At 57.1% G+C, this 21,338-nt stretch carries 19 protein-coding genes and 1 tRNA gene; 10 read left to right on the top strand and 10 right to left on the bottom strand.

The genetic code is table 11. The features are described from left to right. Window positions 1-495: 495 nt before the first annotated feature. The 3 genes from BKE41_RS30450 (at window position 496) to BKE41_RS21205 (ending at window position 4,135) form a co-directional block, all read left to right on the top strand. Window positions 496-2,658, top strand: a complete 2,163-nt coding sequence (locus tag BKE41_RS30450; RefSeq protein WP_083374393.1) for a phage/plasmid primase, P4 family — start codon at window positions 496-498, stop codon at window positions 2,656-2,658. Window positions 2,659-2,944: 286 nt separating this feature from the next. Continuing rightward, a complete protein-coding gene (locus tag BKE41_RS31265; RefSeq protein WP_159392770.1) occupies window positions 2,945-3,427 on the top strand; it encodes a hypothetical protein in 483 nt (160 codons plus the stop codon). Window positions 3,428-3,814: 387 nt separating this feature from the next. Then, a complete protein-coding gene (locus BKE41_RS21205) occupies window positions 3,815-4,135 on the top strand; it encodes a hypothetical protein (protein ID WP_071000064.1) in 321 nt (106 codons plus the stop codon). Here BKE41_RS21205 and BKE41_RS21200 read toward each other — a convergent pair. The 4 genes from BKE41_RS21200 to BKE41_RS21190 all read right to left on the bottom strand — a co-directional run bounded on the left by BKE41_RS21200 (window position 4,125) and on the right by BKE41_RS21190 (window position 6,912). After that, window positions 4,125-5,060 (bottom strand): ADP-ribosylglycohydrolase family protein, encoded by a 936-nt coding sequence (locus BKE41_RS21200; protein WP_245295821.1) that lies wholly within the window; start codon window positions 5,058-5,060, stop codon window positions 4,125-4,127. The genes BKE41_RS21205 and BKE41_RS21200 overlap by 11 nt on opposite strands. A 53-nt stretch (window positions 5,061-5,113) precedes the next feature. Beyond that, window positions 5,114-5,653, bottom strand: coding sequence for a hypothetical protein (locus BKE41_RS31260; protein WP_159392769.1), 540 nt, complete (start codon window positions 5,651-5,653; stop codon window positions 5,114-5,116). Continuing rightward, window positions 5,650-6,210: a cyclin-dependent kinase inhibitor 3 family protein gene (locus BKE41_RS21195; protein WP_071000062.1), complete on the bottom strand. Its 561-nt coding sequence runs from the start codon at window positions 6,208-6,210 to the stop codon at window positions 5,650-5,652. The genes BKE41_RS31260 and BKE41_RS21195 overlap by 4 nt, the downstream gene beginning before the upstream one ends. Before the next feature lie 123 nt (window positions 6,211-6,333). Next, window positions 6,334-6,912 carry a recombinase family protein gene (locus tag BKE41_RS21190; RefSeq protein WP_071000061.1) on the bottom strand — a complete coding sequence of 193 codons (579 nt, stop codon included), beginning with the start codon at window positions 6,910-6,912 and terminating at the stop codon, window positions 6,334-6,336. 187 nt (window positions 6,913-7,099) lie between these two features. Here BKE41_RS21190 and BKE41_RS30445 point away from each other — a divergent pair, with 187 nt between their 5' ends. After that, the gene (locus BKE41_RS30445; protein WP_083374495.1) at window positions 7,100-8,992 is read left to right on the top strand and encodes an AAA family ATPase; all 1,893 of its coding nucleotides are present in this window, start codon (window positions 7,100-7,102) and stop codon (window positions 8,990-8,992) included. Window positions 8,993-9,028: 36 nt separating this feature from the next. Here BKE41_RS30445 and BKE41_RS31255 read toward each other — a convergent pair whose 3' ends face one another. Then, window positions 9,029-9,289: a hypothetical protein gene (locus BKE41_RS31255; protein ID WP_159392768.1), complete on the bottom strand. Its 261-nt coding sequence runs from the start codon at window positions 9,287-9,289 to the stop codon at window positions 9,029-9,031. 80 nt (window positions 9,290-9,369) lie between these two features. Here BKE41_RS31255 and BKE41_RS21185 point away from each other — a divergent pair, with 80 nt between their 5' ends. Continuing rightward, complete coding sequence (locus tag BKE41_RS21185) at window positions 9,370-9,954, top strand: hypothetical protein (protein ID WP_071000060.1); 585 nt, start codon at window positions 9,370-9,372, stop codon at window positions 9,952-9,954. A gap of 591 nt (window positions 9,955-10,545) precedes the next feature. On the opposite strand, the gene BKE41_RS21180 is transcribed toward BKE41_RS21185, so the two are convergent. Continuing rightward, window positions 10,546-12,261: a flagellin gene (locus BKE41_RS21180; RefSeq protein WP_071000059.1), complete on the bottom strand. Its 1,716-nt coding sequence runs from the start codon at window positions 12,259-12,261 to the stop codon at window positions 10,546-10,548. Window positions 12,262-12,498: 237 nt separating this feature from the next. Between BKE41_RS21180 and BKE41_RS30440 the strand changes: the two genes are divergently transcribed. After that, window positions 12,499-13,497 carry an AraC family transcriptional regulator gene (locus tag BKE41_RS30440; protein WP_159392767.1) on the top strand — a complete coding sequence of 333 codons (999 nt, stop codon included), beginning with the start codon at window positions 12,499-12,501 and terminating at the stop codon, window positions 13,495-13,497. A 98-nt stretch (window positions 13,498-13,595) separates the two neighbouring features. Here the strand turns inward: BKE41_RS30440 and BKE41_RS30435 are convergent, their stop codons facing one another. Both BKE41_RS30435 and BKE41_RS21170 read right to left on the bottom strand, forming a co-directional pair. Next, on the bottom strand, window positions 13,596-14,531 hold the full coding sequence (locus BKE41_RS30435) for a tyrosine-type recombinase/integrase (protein ID WP_159392766.1): 936 nt from the start codon (window positions 14,529-14,531) through the stop codon (window positions 13,596-13,598). Window positions 14,532-15,007: 476 nt separating this feature from the next. Continuing rightward, window positions 15,008-15,082 (bottom strand) — tRNA-Thr (locus BKE41_RS21170). Between the two features lie 510 nt (window positions 15,083-15,592). Between BKE41_RS21170 and BKE41_RS32215 the strand changes: the two genes are divergently transcribed. Together BKE41_RS32215 and BKE41_RS21160 are read left to right on the top strand one after the other, a co-directional pair. Beyond that, window positions 15,593-15,907 (top strand): hypothetical protein, encoded by a 315-nt coding sequence (locus BKE41_RS32215; RefSeq protein ID WP_244413114.1) that lies wholly within the window; start codon window positions 15,593-15,595, stop codon window positions 15,905-15,907. A 29-nt stretch (window positions 15,908-15,936) separates the two neighbouring features. After that, window positions 15,937-16,338: a hypothetical protein gene (locus tag BKE41_RS21160; protein WP_043074353.1), complete on the top strand. Its 402-nt coding sequence runs from the start codon at window positions 15,937-15,939 to the stop codon at window positions 16,336-16,338. Between the two features lie 121 nt (window positions 16,339-16,459). Here BKE41_RS21160 and BKE41_RS31715 read toward each other — a convergent pair whose 3' ends face one another. Beyond that, the gene (locus BKE41_RS31715) at window positions 16,460-17,548 is read right to left on the bottom strand and encodes a hypothetical protein (RefSeq protein WP_199825806.1); all 1,089 of its coding nucleotides are present in this window, start codon (window positions 17,546-17,548) and stop codon (window positions 16,460-16,462) included. A 287-nt stretch (window positions 17,549-17,835) separates the two neighbouring features. On the opposite strand from BKE41_RS31715, the gene BKE41_RS21150 reads away from it, so the two are divergent. Further along, window positions 17,836-18,801: a cysteine synthase family protein gene (locus tag BKE41_RS21150; RefSeq protein WP_012320945.1), complete on the top strand. Its 966-nt coding sequence runs from the start codon at window positions 17,836-17,838 to the stop codon at window positions 18,799-18,801. 299 nt (window positions 18,802-19,100) lie between these two features. Next, a complete protein-coding gene (locus BKE41_RS21145; protein WP_024829019.1) occupies window positions 19,101-19,880 on the top strand; it encodes a hypothetical protein in 780 nt (259 codons plus the stop codon). Between the two features lie 900 nt (window positions 19,881-20,780). Here the strand turns inward: BKE41_RS21145 and BKE41_RS21140 are convergent. Further along, window positions 20,781-21,236 carry a carboxymuconolactone decarboxylase family protein gene (locus tag BKE41_RS21140; RefSeq protein WP_024829020.1) on the bottom strand — a complete coding sequence of 152 codons (456 nt, stop codon included), beginning with the start codon at window positions 21,234-21,236 and terminating at the stop codon, window positions 20,781-20,783. Window positions 21,237-21,338: the final 102 nt, after the last annotated feature.

Genomic DNA, 21,338 nt, shown 5'->3' with positions numbered 1-21,338 from the left:
TTGGCAGAGGCGAGAACAGGCCTCAGCGCTCGAATTTCATGGTGCCGGCGGAGGGGATCGAACCCCCGATGAACGGCTATTTCACCGTCATTTGACCAGTAGTCTCAGGGCAGACGACTTGAGAGAGACAATCCTACAAGCCGTATGTGTGAGAGTTTGGTGTGATCGTCAAGGGCAATCCAGGGCTATCATGGTTCAGCGGCCTGTGGAACGGTTTCGGCGTCAGCGATTAGTTCGTTTCAGCGGCTGTCCAAAACTTTCCCTTGACAGATGTATATACGCAACACGCTCGATGATTCGAATATTTATATGAAAATCCGGTTAAAACCTGTTGACTCTGGGAGCGCAATCAGAGATAACGTATTTGCCTGACCGATTGGGGTGCCGTTTCGTGCCCGATCAACAGTGTAGGCGAGTCACTCAACCCACATTGCGATTATCGACACACCGACCTTTTGGGCGGACGAAGACGCATGACTTAAATGGTATAAGAACTTGAGCATTAATTGTATTAAGAGCAACTCCACTTACATTCCTCTGCATCCTAAAACAAAGAGACCACTACAACCCGGCTGGCAGAACCGCGGTGTAGGATATGACGCCTTAGACGATTTCGGGTCTATCCCCACTGACATCAACGTGGGCGTGCTGACAGGTGCGGCATCCGGTGGTCTGGTAGACATTGACCTCGACGGACCGTTCACGATTGAGGCGGGCGCGCTGATCCTTCCCTCAACGGGTCTGGTCATGGGCCGCGATAGTAGGCCAGCGTCACATTGGTTCTACCTCGTTGAAGGAAGCACCACGACCGTCAAACTCCAACATCCTGTCACCGGAAAGATGCTTGTCGAATTCAGGGGCGACGGGTGTCAAACGATGATGGCCGGATCGATCCATCCGGATGACGGCCAGACGGTGAGGTTTGAGGCAGGCAAGGACGGCGATCCCACTCGGATCGAGCGCACGAGGCTTCTGACGCTGATCGGCCACGTGGCGACCGTGAGCGTCTTAGCCGAGTTCTGGGCCGAGGGTAGTCGCCACTATCTCGCGTTGCGGTTCGCTGGCCTGTGCGCATCCAATGGGATCAGCAAAGATGCCTGTGAGTGCGTCGTTCAGACCATTTGCGCCATCACTAGCGACGGTGAACGCGAAGATCGTTTGCTCGCAGTCGAGACCACCTATGAAAGGGCTGCACAAAGGCTCCCTGTAGAATGGCGTTCCGATCTTGCGATACTTCTCGGCTCAGACAAGGCGGTCATGACCCTCATCGAATGGATGGGCCGACCGCAGGCTAAGAAGGCCGATATGATCCCACGACAGGCGTCTTTTGTCGCGGATCGAATCGATAAATTTGAGTCAACGAAACTCGATACTGATGTCGCAATTGCTGAATGGTTCAAGACGGTAAACGGAGATCGCCTCCTGTTCGCCGACCGTGAGAATCAGTTCTACAAGAATGTTCACGGCGTATACGAACCGATCACGGCGATCGAAGCAAAGGGAGAAGTGACGGACTTTCTTAAGGGACCGTATTGCAGCAATTTAGGTGGGGAGCCGGAGAAGCGGCGACTGCTACAGTCTGTTGCAAAGATCAATTCAACATACGAAATCTCGAAATCTCTGATGCGCGTAGATGATCACTCGTTTGACAAGGACGACCATCTTCTTGGGACTGGAAACGGTGTCTTCGATCTGAGTGCGTTTCAGATGATCGAGACAGACGCCTATGTGACGAAGCGGATCGGGTGCAAGTTTATTCCCGATGCTGATTGTCCACTATTCAGCGACTTTGTCCAACAAGTCCTGGGTCATGATGAAGAAACGGTCAGATACTTGCAGAGGGCGGTAGGATATACACTTACTGGCAGTGTTGACGCACAGGTAATGTTTATTCTGACCGGCAAAGGCGCAAATGGTAAATCGGTTTTGCTCAAACTATTGTCCACTTTGATGGGGACGTATGGGGGCGCTGTTCCCGCACACAGTATCACGCAGCAGAAGTTCGGGAATGATAAGACAGACGATCTGGCCTCACTGACCGGGAAGCGTTTCGTCGTGGCCTCGGAAGGTGATGCCGGGGATAAGCTGGCGGTTGCTAAGGTCAAGCGAATGGTAGCTGGCGATCCAATTGCCGTTAGAAGGCTGTATGGATCCTACTTCGACCTGCAACCGAAGTTCAAGCTGTGGTTTGGATCGAATGATCTGCCAGAAGTATCCGGAACTGACTATGCTATTTGGCGACGCATGCATGTTATAAGGTTTCCCAGGACCTTCGAGCCTCATGAGCGAGATCCGAAACTCTTGGACAAGCTGAAAGTTGAACTACCTGGCATTTTCAATTGGGCTCTTGAGGGCCTGAGAGAGATTGGCACAATGAAGGGAGACTTCCTTGCACCGCCTCCATCTGTGCTGCAATCGACTGAAAACTACAGGGTTGAAAACGACAACGTCTCGAATTTCATCTCAGATCGTTGCGTGTGCGAGGCGGGATCATCTGTAAGCATGGGAGACCTATACAACAGTTATAAGGGGTGGTGTTTCGAGAACGCCGTCGATCCCCTAACGAACAACATATTCGGGAAGGATTTGACCAGCTTGGGGTTTTCGGTGACTAAACGAAACTCCGGTAACGCGAGGCGAGGACTCAAATTGAAATAGTGGTTCAGGGGACTTTGGCCCCTTCGCGCCCTTCGTTCGCGATTAACTGTTAGATCTCGCAGTGGAGGCAGTGGAAGTTTGGCAGCAAACTATTCCCCATATATTCTTTCTGTTTCTAATAGTAAGGTATGTAACTTCCACATCCTCCACACATAACAACCAACTCGGAAAGACGGGGCAGGGGATATACTCATTGATGGCACCCTGCACCAGATAATCGGCAATCTTATGAACAAGAAGGGAGAAGATCGCGTCCCAACAAAAAAATATCCATGCAGGCTGCCAGATGAATGAGAGGGCAGCGAATAAATCGACGACATATACACTCTACTATTCAACTTCTAATAAATTTCTGACTAAGAAAGAATTACAAACTATGATTTACGAAAAATATAACAGACTCTACGAAATTATTATCAATCGATACGGCGCTGAAGATTGCGAATTTAGGTTCGTTCTGCGTAGCATTCTCCACAGAGGCGCCGAAGAAGCAAATTTCCTCTCGTTTCAATTCGACGGAGACGACGGCAGGGAGTTCAGGCGAGCGAGTATCTACCTTGAAGGGGTGATCTTAGATCTTCATGAAATGTTGGACGATCGAGGGAACGTCCTTCCTCATAGTCATTCCGCTATCTCACAAGCTGTCGCCCTGGCACGCTTCTTCATTGCCATAGAGAATGAGCAGACAGCAGGACTGCTGAACATGCTTGAGGAACGGCTTGAGGGATGCCCCTGCTCTGATTGCCAGGGAAAGCTAATGGTGGCTTAGGGGTTAACGGCTCTACAAAGGCGGCAGAGAAGACTAAATAGGACGGGATGACCCACAACGGGGATCTATGAGCGGTCCTGGCAGATTGTTTTGGTCATTCCCAACCCCACCCTCTTGATCGGCTGTGGTCCGGAACGTCTGAGCAGCCGGTCAACAACTGTTATACTACCGCTCGGCGATGTCGATTCGGATCCGTGCTATAATCAAGCTATGCACATTCAAACAGTCACTGTTCGTATCAAGGACGGTTCACCGGACCTGACTGAGGAACCAACGCATACCCTTCCTCCTGTTCTCATCCGATGCGAGAAGCTATGGCAGGAGCGCGGTCGGCGTAAATCGTGGCCGAAAGATCAGTGGGCGCTTGTTCGGAGCGCCGTTGAACCCTTGATCTACGCCAGGATTGAACCTGAGCCTGAGCATTACCAGCACGGCCTTCTAAACCCGAAGGGACCGATCCAGGCTACCGCTATCGAACTGTCGTCTGTCAGTTTCGAGAATGGCCCTCTCCCGACCATCTCAGGGTGTGCGCAGTTCCAAATGACCTTCGACCGGGCCTTCACGGATACCGGTGAGTTTTATGACTGGATGGAAGCGACCGATTGGCTGGATCACGCCTTATCCTTCGGTTTCCGCTTACAGGATGGTGGCGAATGGGATGCCACCTACGATCACGCGGGCATCGACTTCGAGATCGTCACGCCTTGATGCTTGCCTCGTATAACTGTTGTGCAGTTTCGACGATACGATCATTCCAGGCGAGGCGGTTGAACCATTCCTCAGGGATAGCCGAGACACCGTAGGCCGCTCCCGCAATCTGCCCAGTCACAGCTCCTACCGTATCGGCATCATCGCCCAGGTTCACGGCCAGAAGCACGGCATCCCTGAACGTGGTCGTCTCGGATACGCACCAAAGCGCCGCTTCAAGGGTATGGATCACGTAGCCCGAAGATCGGATCGCGGATCGTGTCTTGCCTCGATACGAACCATCCATGACCGTCCGAACCCCAGAACCGAATGGCCCATAGGATGCTGAGAGAACGTCCCTGAGAGGCTTTCCGGCAATCAGCGAGGCTAGGACCGTCGCCAGGGCATCACAGGCGTCCACGGCCTCATCAGCACCGTGGGTCGTGTAACTCTGACGCCGACTCACGTCCCTTAGGCGTTCGGGGTCGTTCCAGTAGCGCAACGCCACCGGAGCCAGGCGCATGATGGAACCATTGCCCGCGGTGCTGGCACTTGTTGGACCGGCCACGGGATCATCGGTGCACCGGAAGCGCTCCAAGGCATCGCGGGTCGTCACGCCGATATCGAAGCACCCGCCCGTGCAGGAGTTCTCGCCGGCCTGAAACCAGCGACAGAACCGTTCCATGAGATCGCGTTCGTCCAGGCCACCGCAGGCAATCAGTGAGCCGCCGAGACAGAGAGCCATGGACGTGTCATCGGTCCATTGTCCAGGCAGCAGATCGAATGGGCCGCCTCCGACCATGTCATAGACCGGTGGCTTCGCGTCCCTAGCCTCAAACTCAAGCGTGGTCCCGAGGGCATCACCGACAGCAAGGCCGATGAATGCACCTAAAGAACGATTCATTTTCTCGTTGTTGGATGAGCTTCGAACCGAATCGTAGCGCAAATTTTATCCCTCGCCATTGGTGGGATCGTATAAATTATCGTTGTATGTTGTAACTATTCTTTGCCCCACTCAACTATATATCTCACTCCTGCTAGGCTCCCGCCGGCTGTACTCCGTGGTACAAGTCTTGCTATACCGCTATTCACATACTGATCTTTCCTTCCTATACTTAGTTCCCAAGCCGTACCCTTGTTAGACAGCTTTTTAATAACATACCTATCGTCTTGTAAGGTCACATATGGCCTATACCTTCTTTGCTCTCTGATTGTACGTACGCCGTTCGAATCATCCTCATCCTCATCCTCATCCTCATCCTCATCGTCGTCGGAATCACTATTTGATCCGTTGCCGTCCGATTGAAATACTTTGAATATAAGACCAAGGACAAATGATATCAGCAGGAGTGTAATGGCGCATCCTGCCCAATATAAAGCGTGAGAAAAATATGAATCTCCGTTGATGGCATCGAGATACCAAATCCAAGCACGAGATGCGAGTGACGCAACTGCCCCGAATACGTACGCAAAAGCAATAAATACGAACTTAATAGACAATATGAAGGCAGTAAATAGCCAAACGATGGCATCTATCATCGTTGATTGCTCCACTCGACTACATAATTTAGCTGATCTGTTGTCTCTATCGCGCCGGGTCTGATGCTTCGTACCCGTTCAATCGCTTGTCTCGGATCCTCATCCAGCATCACCATCAGCATGGCAGCGATCATACCGGCACGTCCGAGGCCCCCACGACAATGAAGTACGACGGCCCCGCCCGTACGTAACTGTTCCGAGATACTAGAGCCTATGGTTCGCCAAGCTGCTTCGAACGCCGGCCCTGGAACGCTGCCATCGGGAATGGGTGCGTGATGCCAAACCATTCCGGCATCCCCGACCGCATCCGGCAAGCGTTTCACCGACAGGAGGTCAAATTCGTGGGGTTCGATCAGCGTTAGAACGGATGATGCGCCCCAGTCCCGAATCGCCCTTACGTCCACAGTCAAATCGCGATCCCGATGGGCCCCAAAAACGGATGGCCCCTTCTTGCCAGGACAAAATGTAATTCCGATCCTTCCTCCCTTCTCTCCTACGGTTACCGTTGCGATTTTTAGGGGATGAGCAATGGAAGTTCGGGAATATCTTTGTGACATAGGGAGACTGTGTGATCGGAATACAGTTTGCTCAACGCAACAAATATCACCGCTCGCCATCGATCCTCCGATGTCATGATTATACCACATCGGAGAACCGGATGAAATGCCCAGCTAGTGTTGCTATTTTAAATTCACTCGGTTCTGGTTAGTAGGAACCCCATTGCTAATCAAACGGTAGACCGATGCCCTTCCGACGTTCAGTTCCTTAGCGATGGCCGTGGCACCCATTCCCTGTGCGGCCAGTGCCTTGATCCGTTCGGCGTCGATGGTTGGCTTCCTGCCTTTGTAGACGCCCTCGACCTTGGCTTTCGCGATGCCCTCAAGCTGGCGTTCACGGCGGATCGCGGTCTCGAACTCGGCAAAAACTCCAAGCATTTGCAGAAAACACCGCCCGGCTGCCGTGGACGTATCGACCGGTTGCTCAAGGACTCTTAGGGAAACGCCCTTCGCCTCCAACCGCTTCACGATAGAGGCGAGGTCTCCCACCGATCTGGCAAGCCGGTCAATCCGTGTAACAGTTATAGAATCTCCTGGACGCGCGAACTGGATGATCGTCTCAAGCTCGCTTCGACCGTCCAGTTTCGTGCCAGTCACCTTCTCGGATCGGATGACATTGCAACCTGAGCGTTCCAACGCCTCTTGCTGAATCGCCAAACTCTGAGATGATGCACTCACGCGAGCGTAACCGTAGATAGCCATAGGCGGAGTATCTGTCTCGGATGGTTCTAGACCCGCCCACTCTAGCGTCTCGCAATCCCGACAGCAACCCATATGAGACGCTATTCGATGGTGCGGGCTGTCTCGCGCCTTTGTCTCGCTCGGGTTTACCCTTCTGAGATGCATCATTCGCTTTGAGTTGTCAGATAATTATCAGAGTGAGTATTAGATGAGTTCCGGCAAAGCTGGCGTCTACATCAAAGAGTTGAACTTCTCTGGCGGCGCCAAGCTGAAATTGATAGACAACAGTATTGTTGTTTTGGTTGGTCCCAACAATTCTGGGAAAAGCCTCTCACTTCGCGAAATAAATCACGTACTTCGGGACGGAGACGGCGACACGAAATCTGTATCGTCGATCACGATTGAAAGAATCGGTGATGACGAGGCACTTGCTAATGCGGTTGCGCCATTCCGCAGCCCCAAAGATGGATATTATTATCTTGGTGACAGCGAATATAGCCATACCAGTAGCAGAGATGTCGCGACCGCCTGGAAGTCGGATGGCCCTAAGATATCGGACTTGGCGAAACTATTTGTTGCTCATCTGACTACCGCTACCCGACTGGAGGACTCTAATCCGGTTCCAACCTTTGACGCTTCGAAATTGCGCACAGGCATACACCCAATTCACAGCCTGTACCTAGATTTAGACAAGGAACACGAAGTAAGCAATCTATTTAGATCTTTCTTCGGCTTGGATTTGGTCATCCACAGGAGCCCGGGAAGGGAGATACCATTATACGTTGGTGTCCGGCCGCCGTTAGAAGGGAATGAGACCCTTAATTCTCGTTCTTATCTTGATAAAGTTGAAGATTTGCAACCTTTGCACTTGCAGGGCGATGGATTTCGAAGCTTTGCATCGATTGTTTTAAGGGTTTGGACCGGTGTTCATAGTGTGATACTTGTTGATGAGCCGGAAGCGTTCTTACACCCCCCTCAAGCTCGGGCAATTGGGGAAATTATATCCGCAGGCACAGAGTATCAGAAGCAGATCTTCATCGCCACGCACAGCAATGAGGTGATTCAGGGACTTCTAAGCAAGTTCCCAGATCGTGTTTATGTCGTGAGATTGGACAAGAGCCCAGAAGGCCGTAGCGCGGTATACTTACCGAGCGAACAAGTTTCCGAACTATGGAAGGATCCAATTCTACGTTATTCTAATATATTGAGCGGCCTATTCCATGACAAGGTCATAGTCACAGAGGCTGACGGAGATTGTAGATTCTACGAGGCGATAGCCGATGCTCAAGGCTCTCCATACGGCTCAATTTTCTTTACCTATGCTGGCGGAAAAGATCGAATTGCCGTTATAGTTCGTGCGTTGCGGGCTCTTCACGTTCCAGTTCGGGTCGTTGTTGATATCGATGCCTTTGCCGACGATGCGGCGCTCAAAGGTATTATCAATGCATTCGGAGAAGATTGGGATGCGTTCAGGAGCGATATTAGTAGCGTCAGAAATGTTATTCAAAGCAGGAAATCATTACTTATTGGGCTTGGTTTCAAAGAAAGAGTTCGCAGTATAGTCGCCAACGTGAAAGATACCGAAATAGTTCCAAAAGACATAATTTCGAAACTTTCTTCTTCAATGAAGGAAACTTCGCCATGGGAGTCGATAAAAGAAGGCGGCGTTGCGGCTATTCCATCAGGTGAGCCGACAAGACAGATCAATCAGTTAATCGCGCGATTGCGGGATATCGGTATATTTGTTGTCCCGGTGGGGCAAATGGAAAGATTTTATAAGGAAGTAGGCAACCATGGCCCTCGTTGGGTGATGGAAGTATTGAAGAAGGACTTGCAGCAAGATCCGGATCTGGAAGGGGCAAGAACATTTGTTTCTAATCTTGTTACATTTGAAACCACGCCTCCTGTTTTCAAGAAAGTTGATCCCGTCGCAGTAAAGCGTCTTATGTTAAGTAGGAAGGACGAGACGAAGAAGAACTTCAAGACCTTTGTTCGAAATTTAGGAAATACCTGGCGGACAATATTTTACATTACAATGGGATCTTACTTTGGAATTCAGACGGTGATGCTAATTTACCATGGAATTATAATGAAGAAATGACATGGTGGCAGTGGCATTCGATTTTCGAACTGTCGATCAGCGAAGTTGGAAGCGCGGGAAGCGGGCCATAGCGCCCGCGAGCATCTTGAGGGTCGATGTCTCGTATCGCCGGCCCACCGACGCGATACGATGGCCGGTGATTGCGTCCCTCAACCGTTCCTCGATACCTGCCCCAAGTGCGCGCGTCTTGAACGTGTGCCGCCAGCCGTGGTTCGGATCAATGCCTGGATCAAGCTGGACGGTCTGGCGAACCCACTTGGCTGCCTTATGCCCTCTCAGTTCGGCCTGGGCGGTCACCCTGTTAGGCTTGGCAATGGGCACTAGTTGCTACCGGGAGCCGACACACCAACAAGCCGCACCCGAGCCACTGAGCCCTTATGTCCGCACTGACTGTCATGTTCATCCGTCATGCCGAGAAGCCGGGCGGTAGCTTCCCAGGGGATGGCACCACGGCAGACGGCACGGCTGACGATAAGTCGCTTGTGATCCGGGGATGGCAAAGGGCCGGAGCATGGGCGGCACTGTTCGGATCCGATCTGTCCAGCGCCGACTATCCGAGGCCGAACGTCATCTATGCGGCGAAGCCCAAGCCCGTGTTCAAGAAGGCCAAGTTCAGCCACCGACCGTTTGAGACCGCGACGCCCCTAGCCGAACGCCTGCAACTGCCCCTCAGAGCGGACTACGGGGTCTCACAGGAGCACGAACTGGCGGATGAGATACGGAGCCTAACCGGGGTGGTGATCGTCTTCTGGGAGCATAAGGCCATCGTCACGGACCTGATCCCGGCTCTCAAGGCCTCTCAGACCATCCCCGGCGTTCCGACCAAATGGGATGGGGACCGCTTCGACGTGGTTCTCCGGTTCGATAGGGCGGTCCCTGACGCTCCCTGGTCGTTCCGCCAAATGTCCCCGCGCCTAATGAGCGGTGATAGTGATGCGCCGTTCTCGGAGCTTGAAGGATAAAGCCTCGCAGAATGAGGTCGGTGCAACGTGGCTTCCGCCTGATCTGCCTGCCAGACCAATCAGTTATCCTATGCGGCGCTTCACTAGTTACATCATTGAGAGGCGTCAGATCTTAGAAATCGCAAAGCATTCAGTTTCATAAACGCTTTGGGGCGTGAGACTATTGTAGGTTAGTTGAGGGCACATTGACGGGCGGGCATACTGCCGTCTAGCAATCCGTGTAGCATTGTCTCGTGCTCGACCATTGCCTGGCCGACGAGTAGCGCAGCTCCATAGTTTCCTTCGTCCACGTGGGCATGCAGCTCCAAAACGTGTCTTCCGAAAGATTTGGTTGTCGATAGAAGCTGCTTTGAGAGCGTCATGAGATGAAGTTCGTGCGGCATTCGTGAGCCGTCTCGCGCCATCCGGCTAACCATCACGCATATACGCTTGCAACAGGTGTCAGCGCCCGACTCATCGGCGAGAGCCCGGTAACACTCGGTGACTGGATCAGAGTATGTCATTTGCAAACTCGCAACGGGCTTCTCGTGTTCAGGCCAAGTCGCGGCCGGAGTGGTCCCCGGCCGCCTTTGGTCAAAAGTCTATTGCCGCCTAGCGGAGAAGCTGCAGGACGCCCTGCTGAGCCTGATTCGCGAGCGAGAGCGCGGAGATACCGAGCGAGTTGCGGGTTGAGAGTGCCTGAGAGTTGGCCGCTTCCTCGTTCATGTCAGCGTTCACGAGATTGGCCGAACCCGTATCGAGGATGTTGATCACCTTTTTGGAAAAATCCTGCCGGTTCTGCACGACGGTGAGGTTTGAGCCAAAGGTGGACGACTGGCTGCGCAGCAGGGACGAAGCCGAATTGAGCTGAGCCATTGCTGTTTTGATGTCGTCATCACTGGCGAAGCTTCCGGTCGCCTGTGATAGGCCTAGACCAGCGGCGTCGAACTTAACACCCTTGAGGTCTAGGAAGCTCGAGTCCTTTTCGTTGAAAGAGATGTGAAGGGTGTTTTCCTTTGGATCCGAACCACCGCGGTAGAGTAGATTGACGCCGTTATAGCTTGAGTCCTGCGCTTGTTGCGTAATCTGGGTCAGCAGATCATTGAACTGCTGAGCAAGGGCCGCACGTGCATTCGCGCTATTCGCCGAAGTGGAGCCGGCCCCTGTCGCAGTAGCTTTGCCATCTGCAATGGTCTGACTAGTAGCGTTTGTGCCGAAGCCGATATCGTTGGCGCCAGCGGATGTGACTGTTACTTTCTGATCAGCACCACTTGCCGTAGTACGGATCGAGATCGCACCCGTGGTGTTATTTGCCTCTGCAATAATCTTGCCCTTCAATCCAACATCGTTGTTGATTTGAAGATTGATAGCATCGCGGACATCTTCGGCGGTCGCAGCTGCCGAGAGAGGCAAATCCGTCCCGACGCGAAGATCGATTTTCTTGGACGCTCCGTCTCCGAGCTGAATATTGATTGAGCCGTCATCCCCGTCGGCCAGGGCCGTTGTGGTTCCGGTCGCGAGGGAGGCAAGGCCGGCAGCACTTGCAGCCGTAACCTTGGCTTTCGTGGAGCCGTCCGTGGCATTTACGCCGGTGGCAGTAATAGCAGCAAAGCCATTTGCCCCAAAGCCGACGTCCTTCGTCGAGCTAGCGACAGCTTCAATCTTCACTGACGCGTCAGAGCCAGTGTCGGTTGATTGGAAGTTGAGACGCCCGTCTGTCGTCAGGCTTGCAGTGACTTGAGCGCCATTGCCTGAGGCAGAAAGCTGCTTATTGATCTCCGTCAAGATCTCGTCGCTCGTGACCTTTGAAAGGTCGGCAACTTTGCCAGCAAGATGAGATGAGTCGATTGTGACAGTGGTGGACTGACCCGTGGCATCGGTCACTTTGAAAGCGGCGTTGTCGGTCGACAACGAGAAATCCAGAGTGCCGGAGCCGTCCGTTGCTGCGGAGGAAGACGCCTTAATAGCTAAGGCAGCCGTGATGTTGGCCTGAGTCGCGCTTGCGCCAGTCGCCGTCGTCTTCGTAGCAAGCGCCTGGGTCGCGGTCGACTTCGCGCTGTCAACTAGCTTCTGAATCGAAGTGATGCCCTGGTTAGCGGCCTGAATGGTCTGAATGCCATTCGAGATGCCGTCCAAGAGGTTGCTCAGGTCGGAAGACCGATTGTTCAGCGACTGCGACGTGAAGAAGTTCACCGGATTGTCTAGGGCCGAGTTGACCTTCTTGCCGGTAGACAAGCGGTTTTGGGTCGTCGCCAGGAGGTTCGCCGTGTCCTGCAGGGAGAGCAGGTTCTGACGTGTGGCCGCAGAAAGGGTGATGTTGGAAGACATGGATGCGATCCCTTTTGGGTGAGGTGTCTTTCTCGAAGACAGGCTCAGGATCGGGATCCCAAGTTTAAACGAAGATAAATATTAGACCTCCTAAGCAGCGATGATGTCTACCAACGTCCGTATTATGTCGCCTATCGTCCTTTACTGGCTGGTAGCGTTGCAGGATCGATATTCGATTGAGCGGGGTTGACACAAATAGCCATGTGTCTACCTAGGGTGGTACCCTATGAGCACCTGATGCCCGACTTCATCGATCCAGGCTTCGATCAGATTGAGAGTGACCGCGACCGCGCCCAAGCCTGGGTGCAGGCGGTATCGACGATTGTGAGGCCGACGCTGACCGCCGAGGAAGCGGTGACGCGACGCGTACGGTTCCATTCCTGGCAGCTTGGCGGACTGATTCTCAACGAGATCGACGCGCCGCCACAAGTGGTCGAGCGCACGCCGTTTCAGATCGCGAGCCAAGGCGTCGATCACGTGATGCTCAGTCTAATAACGGCCGGAAAGGTTTCTCTTATCGCGTCCGATACTGAGCAGCCTGTTCCGGTCGGCTCGCTCATTCTATTTGATCTGTCTCAGCAATCTCAGGCGAGATCACTGGGCGTGAGCGGTCTGAACGTGATAATCCCGCGTCGCTATTTGGACGCGCGGTTGGGGGAGCCGGCCGATCTTCATCACTCAATCATTTCCCCGTGCAGCCAACCGCTCGTTCGGCTTCTTGGCGACCTCATCCGGAACACCCATTCCTGCATCGAACAACTGGATGGTAAGCAGAAGAAACTTCTAGCCGACGGGATCGTTTCATCGCTCAACGCCGTTATACCTCCAGTCGAGAACAGCTCTCAAGCAGCGCCGGCTCCACGGGAAATCAAGGTTCGGCAGTTTATAGAAGCAAATCTGAGCCGCAATGATCTTAGTGTGGACGCGCTGTGCGCGGAGTTCGGGCTTTCCCGCACTCCTGTCTACGAAATATTCGAGGCAGAGGGAGGCGTGATGACATATATCCGCAACCGTCGCCTATCCTGGGCTATGCGAATGCTATCCGGCTTAGAAGGTAACTCGCAGAAGCGGATTTCCGAAGTTGCCTATGCTTGCGGGTATGACACCCTCAAGGCCTTCTCGAAGGCATTCAAAGCGCGTTATGGCGTCATTCCGCGGGAGGTCGACGCCTCATATGTAGCCGAACGGGTTCGGGGACCCGGGCAAGCTTTGCAGTCTTGGATCAAAGCTCTTTAACTTAGTTGCGTCGTCTAAGTCTCGCGTTGGATCGTTGGTTCGAAGAACTTATCATCGGTAGATCAACTTTTGGATCGTGCCTTGTGTGTCGTCCTCCGTCACAGTCCGATACTGTACCGTGGGAAGCGGCCTATAGCGTCCGCAAGCATCTTGAGGGTCGGTGTCTCGTATCGCCGACCCACTGAAGCAACGCTATGGCCCGTGACGGCATCCCTCAATCGTTCCTCAATGCCGGCTTCGAGAGCCCTCGTTTTCCAGGTGTGCCGCCAGCCGTGATTTGGATGGACGCCCTTATCGAGGCTAACCTTCTCCCGGATCCATCTTCCTAGCTTATGGCCCTGAAGTTCGCTTGGAGTAGTCGCGGTCCCCTTGCCGTGTCTGTTGGGGTCATAAAACAGCGGACCCTCCGGACGTGTTGCGACAAAGGCCAAGAACCCCTGCTCGATGAGATGCGGGTGTAGAGGGACGGTCCGTGGTTGGCCTGTCTTTGTGACCTTCAAGTCCATCACCGGAATGCTGCCCTCATCGCGTATGTCTCGACGCTCCAAACTTGTCAGCTCTCCTATCCGCGCTCCCGAGTAGGCGGCTAGCCACGGGCACCACCTTCGTGTGGCGCTGCGGGGTAGGTTTGTGGGATCGAGATAGACCGCGGAAGCCGCTGTAAGGATGGCCCGAGCCTCGTTGTCTCGGAACGTTCGTTCACGTCCCACAACGATCTTAGGCCGATCAAGCGAAATGCCCGAGGCGGGGTTGCCCGTCATCAATGAGCCGCCGGACCTTCCCGATGCCCACCGGAACACCGAACTGACGGTCGCTAGGTCATTCCGGTTGATCGCTCGGACCGAGATGCCTTCGCAGTCACGCCGCGCCTCTGCCCAGGAGTACATGTCGTCGGTTGTCAGCGTCCGAACGTCGCGCCCTTCGAAGAACCGTATGAGTGAGCGGAAGCTGCCACGGTAACGCTTGATGGTGTTCCGGGATCGTTTGTCCGCGTTGTATGCCGCCCAACCGTCGAACAGGTGGCCGACCGTCAAGGGAGAGCCGCCTGTCCCCGTTGGCGGATGGCCGGGAGAGAGCAGGTGCCTAGGTTCCGATTTGGCGGTGTCGGCGATTGGAGCTTGGTCTGTTCTCCCGACCGCGCCAAACGGGTCATTCAGGCTTTGTGTGACCATCCCGGCTTGATGCGCGTGCCAGAACCGCTTGAGCGCACCGTCGGCAATCGCATGACGGACTTTGGCTTCGCGTAGGTCTTTGGTTCGTAGCGATGCTTGGACGATAGGGCCGACAGTGAGCGAAGCCGACGCCTCTCCGATGGGAAGCGTGACCGACTGTCCCTTTAACCGTTGAAGCAGATCGGCCGGTGTCCGCTGACGAAGATGGTAGACCCCTGACCTCGGGTGCTTCCACGGACGGGCGATTCGAAGGGACAATGTGTGATACCGCTGTGTGAGAGTAGCGGTTGCCTCGCCCTTATCGTCTGCCTAACCCACTGATTTTCATAGACGGATGATGGTGCCGGCGGAGGGGATCGAACCCCCGACCTTCGGTTTACAAAACCGCTGCACTACCGCTGTGCTACACCGGCAGGCGCCCTGAAACCATTGAGGAAATTGGCGGTTTCGGTGCGTCAGGAGCGTCTTTGACTACGATTGTAGGCGTTTCGTCAAGGCACAGAACTCGGCACACTCCGTTCACTGCTCGTTCGCGTTGCCCTTCGAGCGAGCCCAACAGGCCGGCTCCCGAGGAAATCGGGGGTCGGCACAAGAGTCGGCACACTTTACGGCACAGGATCGAATGGCCAAGGACCCTGCGACCGTCTCCGAGCTGTTTGAGGCGAAGGAGATCACCGACCAGGAGTTGGGAGGCTTGCCGAAGACCCGACGGGCGTGAACGGGACCTGTTTGACGGCCCGGCCGCGTTCCACCTCCTCGGCGAGGAAGATGACGAGATCGTCGCCTACGCCAGGTTCCTGCCGACGACGAGGCCACACCTTCTCTCGCACCTGTACCCTGAGATCATGCAAGGCGGCTCCGCTCCGAAGGGACCGGCGATCTACGAATGGACACGCCAAGCGATCGTCGCGAGGAGACGTGAGATGCCGGATGCCGACCTATTCGCCGCGGCTGTTTCTGGTGCCATAGCGCTGGTGGTCCATGCTCTGAATCTCGACGGTTTGCTCATCGAGTTCCATCCCGCGCATATCCCGCGGCTGCTCGACACCGGCTGGGATGTCCGACCGCTCGCCCTTCCGACCTCCTACGAAGGCTCCAAGATCGTCCCGGTCTACGCCCGGGCGACCGGCCGCACCCTGAATGCTGCGCAGGCGGCCTTCGCGGCTTGGCCAAGCGCTCAGCTTCGCCTGCCGCACGGCCTCGTGGGGCGCGGGCAGCTCGAAGCCACAATTCAGTAACGTTCGGACCGCCGAGAGGAGCACGACCGATGTCACTCGCCGCGCAAAGCGTGCCGTTCTTCCGGGTGTATCGCGAGGTCACCTTGGCCCTTTACACCACTCTCGTGGAAGAGCTCTGCAGCTCGCCAGGCTTGCCGTATCAATTCGCCACCACGCTTGAGGATATCGGGCAGGGCTTCATGAAGCTCACCGACAGGGTCAACGGCGAACTCGAACGCCGTAGCCTCCTCGACCGCGAAGTCGAAGCCGAGCATACCGTCGAGGCCAAGATTGAAGCGTTTCTGGCCCGCACGTTCGTCACTCACCGGGATCCGTTGAGCAACATGCCAGGCGAGGCGGCGAACGCGGGGCTGGATCGGGCGCTCGTTGAGCAAGCGCTGAAGATCGCCCTCACGATGACCCACGATCTACCGGTTGTTCAGCCAAGCTGAACAGCGGATCTGTCGCCTTGCCTTCTCCGTGGGATGACACGGCGCAAGGCGGGCCGACGCCACGCCGAAGATCCTACCGCCTCAGGGCATCCGCCCGCGCTCGGATTTGCATCGGCGCTCGCTAACGCGCTGCCGACCGAGCTTCGACCACCACCACGATCGCCGAGCGTGCCGAGCTGCCCGGTCGTGACTGAGCCGCATAATCTATCTTTGGATGGCGATCTCCTCGCCAGGCGGAATCATCCTGCCCGAGGGGACCCGCGGTGCCGGCGAGCCGACCGACGACCTCGAAGGCGATGGACGAGATCGTGGCGCTGGAGCCCAGATCGAAGTCGGGCGAGGCGAGGTAGGCGGTGCCGTTGTAGGGCGGCGCGGCGGCCGGGTAGCGGGCCAGCGCCGGGCCCCAGGGCCGCTGCGGCGTGTCGCCGGGGATGAGGCTGAGGAAGTTGGTCGGGAACGGCGTGACCGACTGGCCGCTGAGGACCTCGCCGATGCCCTGGACCGGCCCCTCGGCGAGGCCGAACATGATCCAGGTCGAGTAGGTGTAGCCGGTGCCGCCGTGGCGGCCGCCATCCTTGCCGCCCGCCTTCTTGCCGCGCTGCGCGTGGGTCTGGAAGCCGTCGGACCAGATGACGTTCGGGGCGATGCGGTTGGTCCCGTAGACGACCGGGATCGGCAGCGCGCTCGAGGCGGTCTGGACCTGCAGGCCGGTGTAGTCCGGCCGGACTGTGCGCTGCTTCCCGCCGAACAGGCTCATGGCAGCCTCAGACCGGGTCGGCCTCGGCGGTCGCGCGGGCGGCCCAGAGGCTGAAGAAGCGGGGGGGGGGCGGCCGGGCTCGGCGAGGACGGGGTTGCGCATGATCGGCTCCTCGATCACGGCCTGGGCCGGCGAGAAGGCGTGGACGAGGGTCAGCGGCTCGGTCGCCGTGACGATGCCGCGATGAGCGTAGGCGCGGCCGTAGCGGAACACCACGACATCCCCGGGCTGCGGGTGCTCAACTTCGGTGGCGCGCTCGAACACGAAGCCGAGGTAGCGCTCGTCGTCGCGGTGGAGGTGCCAATCCTGCGGGTAGGGGCGCGGGTCGAAAGTCGGCACGAGGCCGGCATCGACGAACACGCGCACGAGGAGCATGCCGCAATCGACGCCGACGCCGCGCAGGTCGGCGCCGGGATGGTAGGGGGGGCCAAGCCAGCCTCGTGCCTCGCGCACGAGGATCCGGCGCACTCCATCTTCAGCGAGCATTCGGAGCCCTCGACGCGCTGCATCCCCGGTCATGTCATCGCGCGCTGAGCCCTACTCTCTGGCAGACGAGCCCAGCTAAGCGATCCGGATCTGACGCCGGATCCAGGCTCGGTATGTCTGCTTCGCGTGGTTTCCTGCCTGTCTTCTTGCGGTCGGCGGATGAACTGAAGCGGACACGGCGGCGGGACATGCTCACGACCGCGAGCGGACCTCGATATCTCCCGAAGGCTGGATGCTCCTGCTACGATCCCTCGATGCGCCCCACATCGCTGTCCCCATCTCCTTCGACTGCGCGGATCAAGCCTTCCGCCCTCGACCTGATCGGCCATACGCCACTGATCGCTCTCGACCGCATCCACCGTGGCCCCGGCCGCATCCTGGCGAAGGCCGAGTTCATGCAGCCCGGTGGGAGCGTCAAGGATCGGGCGGCCCGTGCCATCGTCCTTGCCGCGCGTGAGGACGGGCGTTTGGCCCCCGGTGCGCCCGTTGTGGAGATGACCAGCGGCAACATGGGAGCCGGTCTCGCGGTGGCCTGCGCTGCACTGGGACATCCCCTCGTGGTCACGATGTCCGCCGGGAACAGCCCCCAGCGTGCCCGGATGCTCGAAGCGCTCGGGGCCGAAGTTATTCTGGTGCCGCAGATCGACGGAGCAGCTGGGCAAGTCACCGGGGCGGACGTAGACGCGGCGGCTGATGCGGCGGCGCGCATCGCGGAAGATCGGGGCGGCTATTACGTCAACCAGTTCCACGCGCCGGAGTGTATGCGCGCCCACCGCGAAACGACCGGGCCGGAGATATGGGAGCAATCCTCCGGCCAGGTCGATGCCTGGGTGGCCGCTGTAGGGACCGGTGCGACTTTCCTCGGAGTAGCGGCGGCATTGAGGGAACGTAATCCCCACGTGATCTGCGCCGCCGTCGAACCGGAGGGATGTCGCCCCCTGGCGGGATTATCAGTCACAAAGCACCGCCACCTCATCCAGGGCACAAGCTACGGAAGCATCCCCCCACACTGGAATGGTGATCTGATGGACCTGTCTATTCCCGTAACCGATGAGGAGGTGGAGCGCTGGCGTAGAGGGCTCGCGACGCAGGAGGGCTTGCACGTCGGCTACTCGGCCGCTGCCAACGTAGCTGCGGCTGCTGCGCTGTTGTCGTCCGGACGCCTTCCAGCCGACGCAATCGCCGTGACCGTGCTGTGCGATACAGGCTTGAAATACTGAGGCCCACATCCCGCGCCTATCACGCCGATCCGAGGTTGCCGGACGGAGACGAATGTCCGCTTCCGGGAAGCGCCCGCGGCGGTGCGGGCGACTGACATGGGTCGAAAGCAGGCCGTCCGCTCACGGTGGTTTTGCGACGGTCCGCTTTTGGACGGAGAAGCATCGAAGCGGACGTCGCTGCCGTGCCTGCTTTCGACGCCGGGCGGGCTCCCAAGGGACCTGCTTATGGGCATTCAGCAGCGCAGATTTCGGCGCGGTGGTTGGTGGTTTCATCGGGCGCCTGTTGTAAGATCTGAACTATGCCCGGCATCTTCGATTGGCTCAGCAACCGTAGGTCGTCCGAACAGCGTGGCCCTGCTGTCGCGGCGCACTCGGATATGGCAGCTGGGGATGCGCCTGGCGAACTCTATGCCCTTCTCTCGGCTCGGCTTGGCGACTACCCGCCCGACACGCCGCTCCATCGCGGTGATCCAAGGGGTCTGACGCCGGAGCAACGCGCCGAGAACCTAGCCCAGTTTCTCGCCCGCGACCCCAATCGGATCGCCGTCCTCGTCTCTTGGCTTGCCCGAGAAGGGCTCGACGGAGCGGCGGTGCTGAAGGGCGACGAAGCGGCGCTGGCGGAGGGTCGACGGATCGATGCGTGGCTTGCCGGCTGGGTCCCGCACCGCCCCTTCGATCCCGTTCTGGGCGATAGCGAGGTCGGTCCGCCGCGCGCCCGCTGGTTTGCGAGCGACCGCGCGGGTGCGGATCTCGTGTTCAGCTTCGTCTCCGATCTGGCACGGCTCAACGCCGCGGCCATCGCTGCAGCTGATCCGTTGTTCTCTTGGGCGGTTGTAGAGGATGCGCTCGAGGCTGCGGCCACCGCCGACCCGGTCGACAACCCCCATGGGGAGCCGAGTGACCGGCGTTACCACCTCTGTCTTGTCAGGGACACTCACGACGGCTCGATGCCGATTGTCCTCGACGTACCGCTCGCGATGCTCTGCCTGGTGCATGGGCGCATGTCGCCGCTCGGCCTACCGGTACCGGCGGAGTTCCCGATCGGGCTGCATGCGATCCGGTCGGGCGCCTATGCTTGACAGCCTTCTTCGCGAGCGATCGCAAGCTGCAAGAGCTGCTCGGGGTGGAAGGCGGCTTGTCCGCTTCCAAAGAGCAGCGGCATCGAAGCGGCCGTAATTGCCTCCTCGCCCAAAAATATTACACCAAACAGGGCGGTCGAAATTGTGTTGTCGAGATTTTCCGGGTGCGCCTATCAATCCAAATCAAAAAAACAAGTAGCTCGCCTTATCATGATTAACGTTCAGAGCGGGCGAATGTTGGCGCTTCGATGGCCTTCAAACAGCAGAACGCGCCCGATTTTGCCAGCTCGTTCAGGGCGCACCGGTCGAGCGTGGGTGTCCGCACATCTCAAATTGATGATGTGGGCGCTAACAGCTACTGGAATAGAGCCTTTGACCGATCTTTTGCTTCGGTATTTAGCTGCCCCGATCCAGCGCACCACCCAGTGCTCTCGCCCTCGGCGCAAGGCCGGGGGCTGCTCCAACTTGACTATACGCCAAGTCAGACGTCTACCATCGCGCTTGGCTGAAGACATGAGTGTGGCCCCCGATGACTTCTGATACGAGGGTCAGTCAGTTGCGCTCTTTCCTTTGACGGACTTTGATCTTCATCAAACCACGCGAGGTCCATAGCGCGTGAACCATGTCCTCCCTATCAGGCGTCGCCTATCAGCCTGTTCAGTGGGGCGGTGGGGCCCACGTACCCCGAGACTGGGAGGCGCGCCGGCTGGATGAGGCGGGCAGCAACCAGACCGCCAAGCGATCGAACGGCTGCTTACAGGCAACGCGCCAGCTGCCATGAATGGAGAGGTTGGGTCGGTAGCTGGCCGTCCGCTCGGGGTGGAAAGCTTCCGGTCTGCTCATCGATTGGCAGCCCGGGAAGCTGCCGTCGCCCCAGCCATGGTCGTGTTTGGAAGGGGCTCAGGCTTTCGCGACGACGGGAAGCCGGAAGGGCGCTCCGAGTCGATTAAATGCGTTCATCGCCGCGATGGCGATCGTGAGGTCCACGAGATCCTTTGCCGTGAAAGCCGCGCTCGCGGCCGCATAGGCTTCGTCGGAAGCGTGCGTCTCGCTGACCAGTGTGACTTCCTCCGCCCACGCGAGCGCAGCTCGGTATTGGTCGGAGAACAGGTGGGGCACCTCGGCCCAGACTGGAACCAGGGCGACCTTCTCGAACGGCATCGTCTTGAGGAGATCACGGGAATGTAGGTCGATGCAATGCGCGCAGCCATTGATCTGCGACACGCGCAAGAAGACGAGGTGGATCAGTTCGTGGGGAAGGTCGGTGCCCGTGGTGATGTAGTGGTGGATGCCGAAGAACGCCCTCGCGCCCTCCGGCGCCACCTCAGTCCAGACTAGCCGCTTGTTCTGACTCATGACGGATCCCGGTGCTCGGAACGCCGGAGATCGACGTTCGAAGCTACGACGAGCTGGCCCGCAAAGATGTGACATGCCACGCCACATTCCTGCTCGACAGGC

Origin of the sequence: Methylobacterium sp. C1 (assembly GCF_001854385.1) — a bacterium.
GTDB lineage: Bacteria > Pseudomonadota > Alphaproteobacteria > Rhizobiales > Beijerinckiaceae > Methylobacterium > Methylobacterium radiotolerans.
The sequence above is the reverse complement of the archived record's forward strand: the minus strand, read 5'-3'. Positions and strand labels throughout refer to the sequence as shown.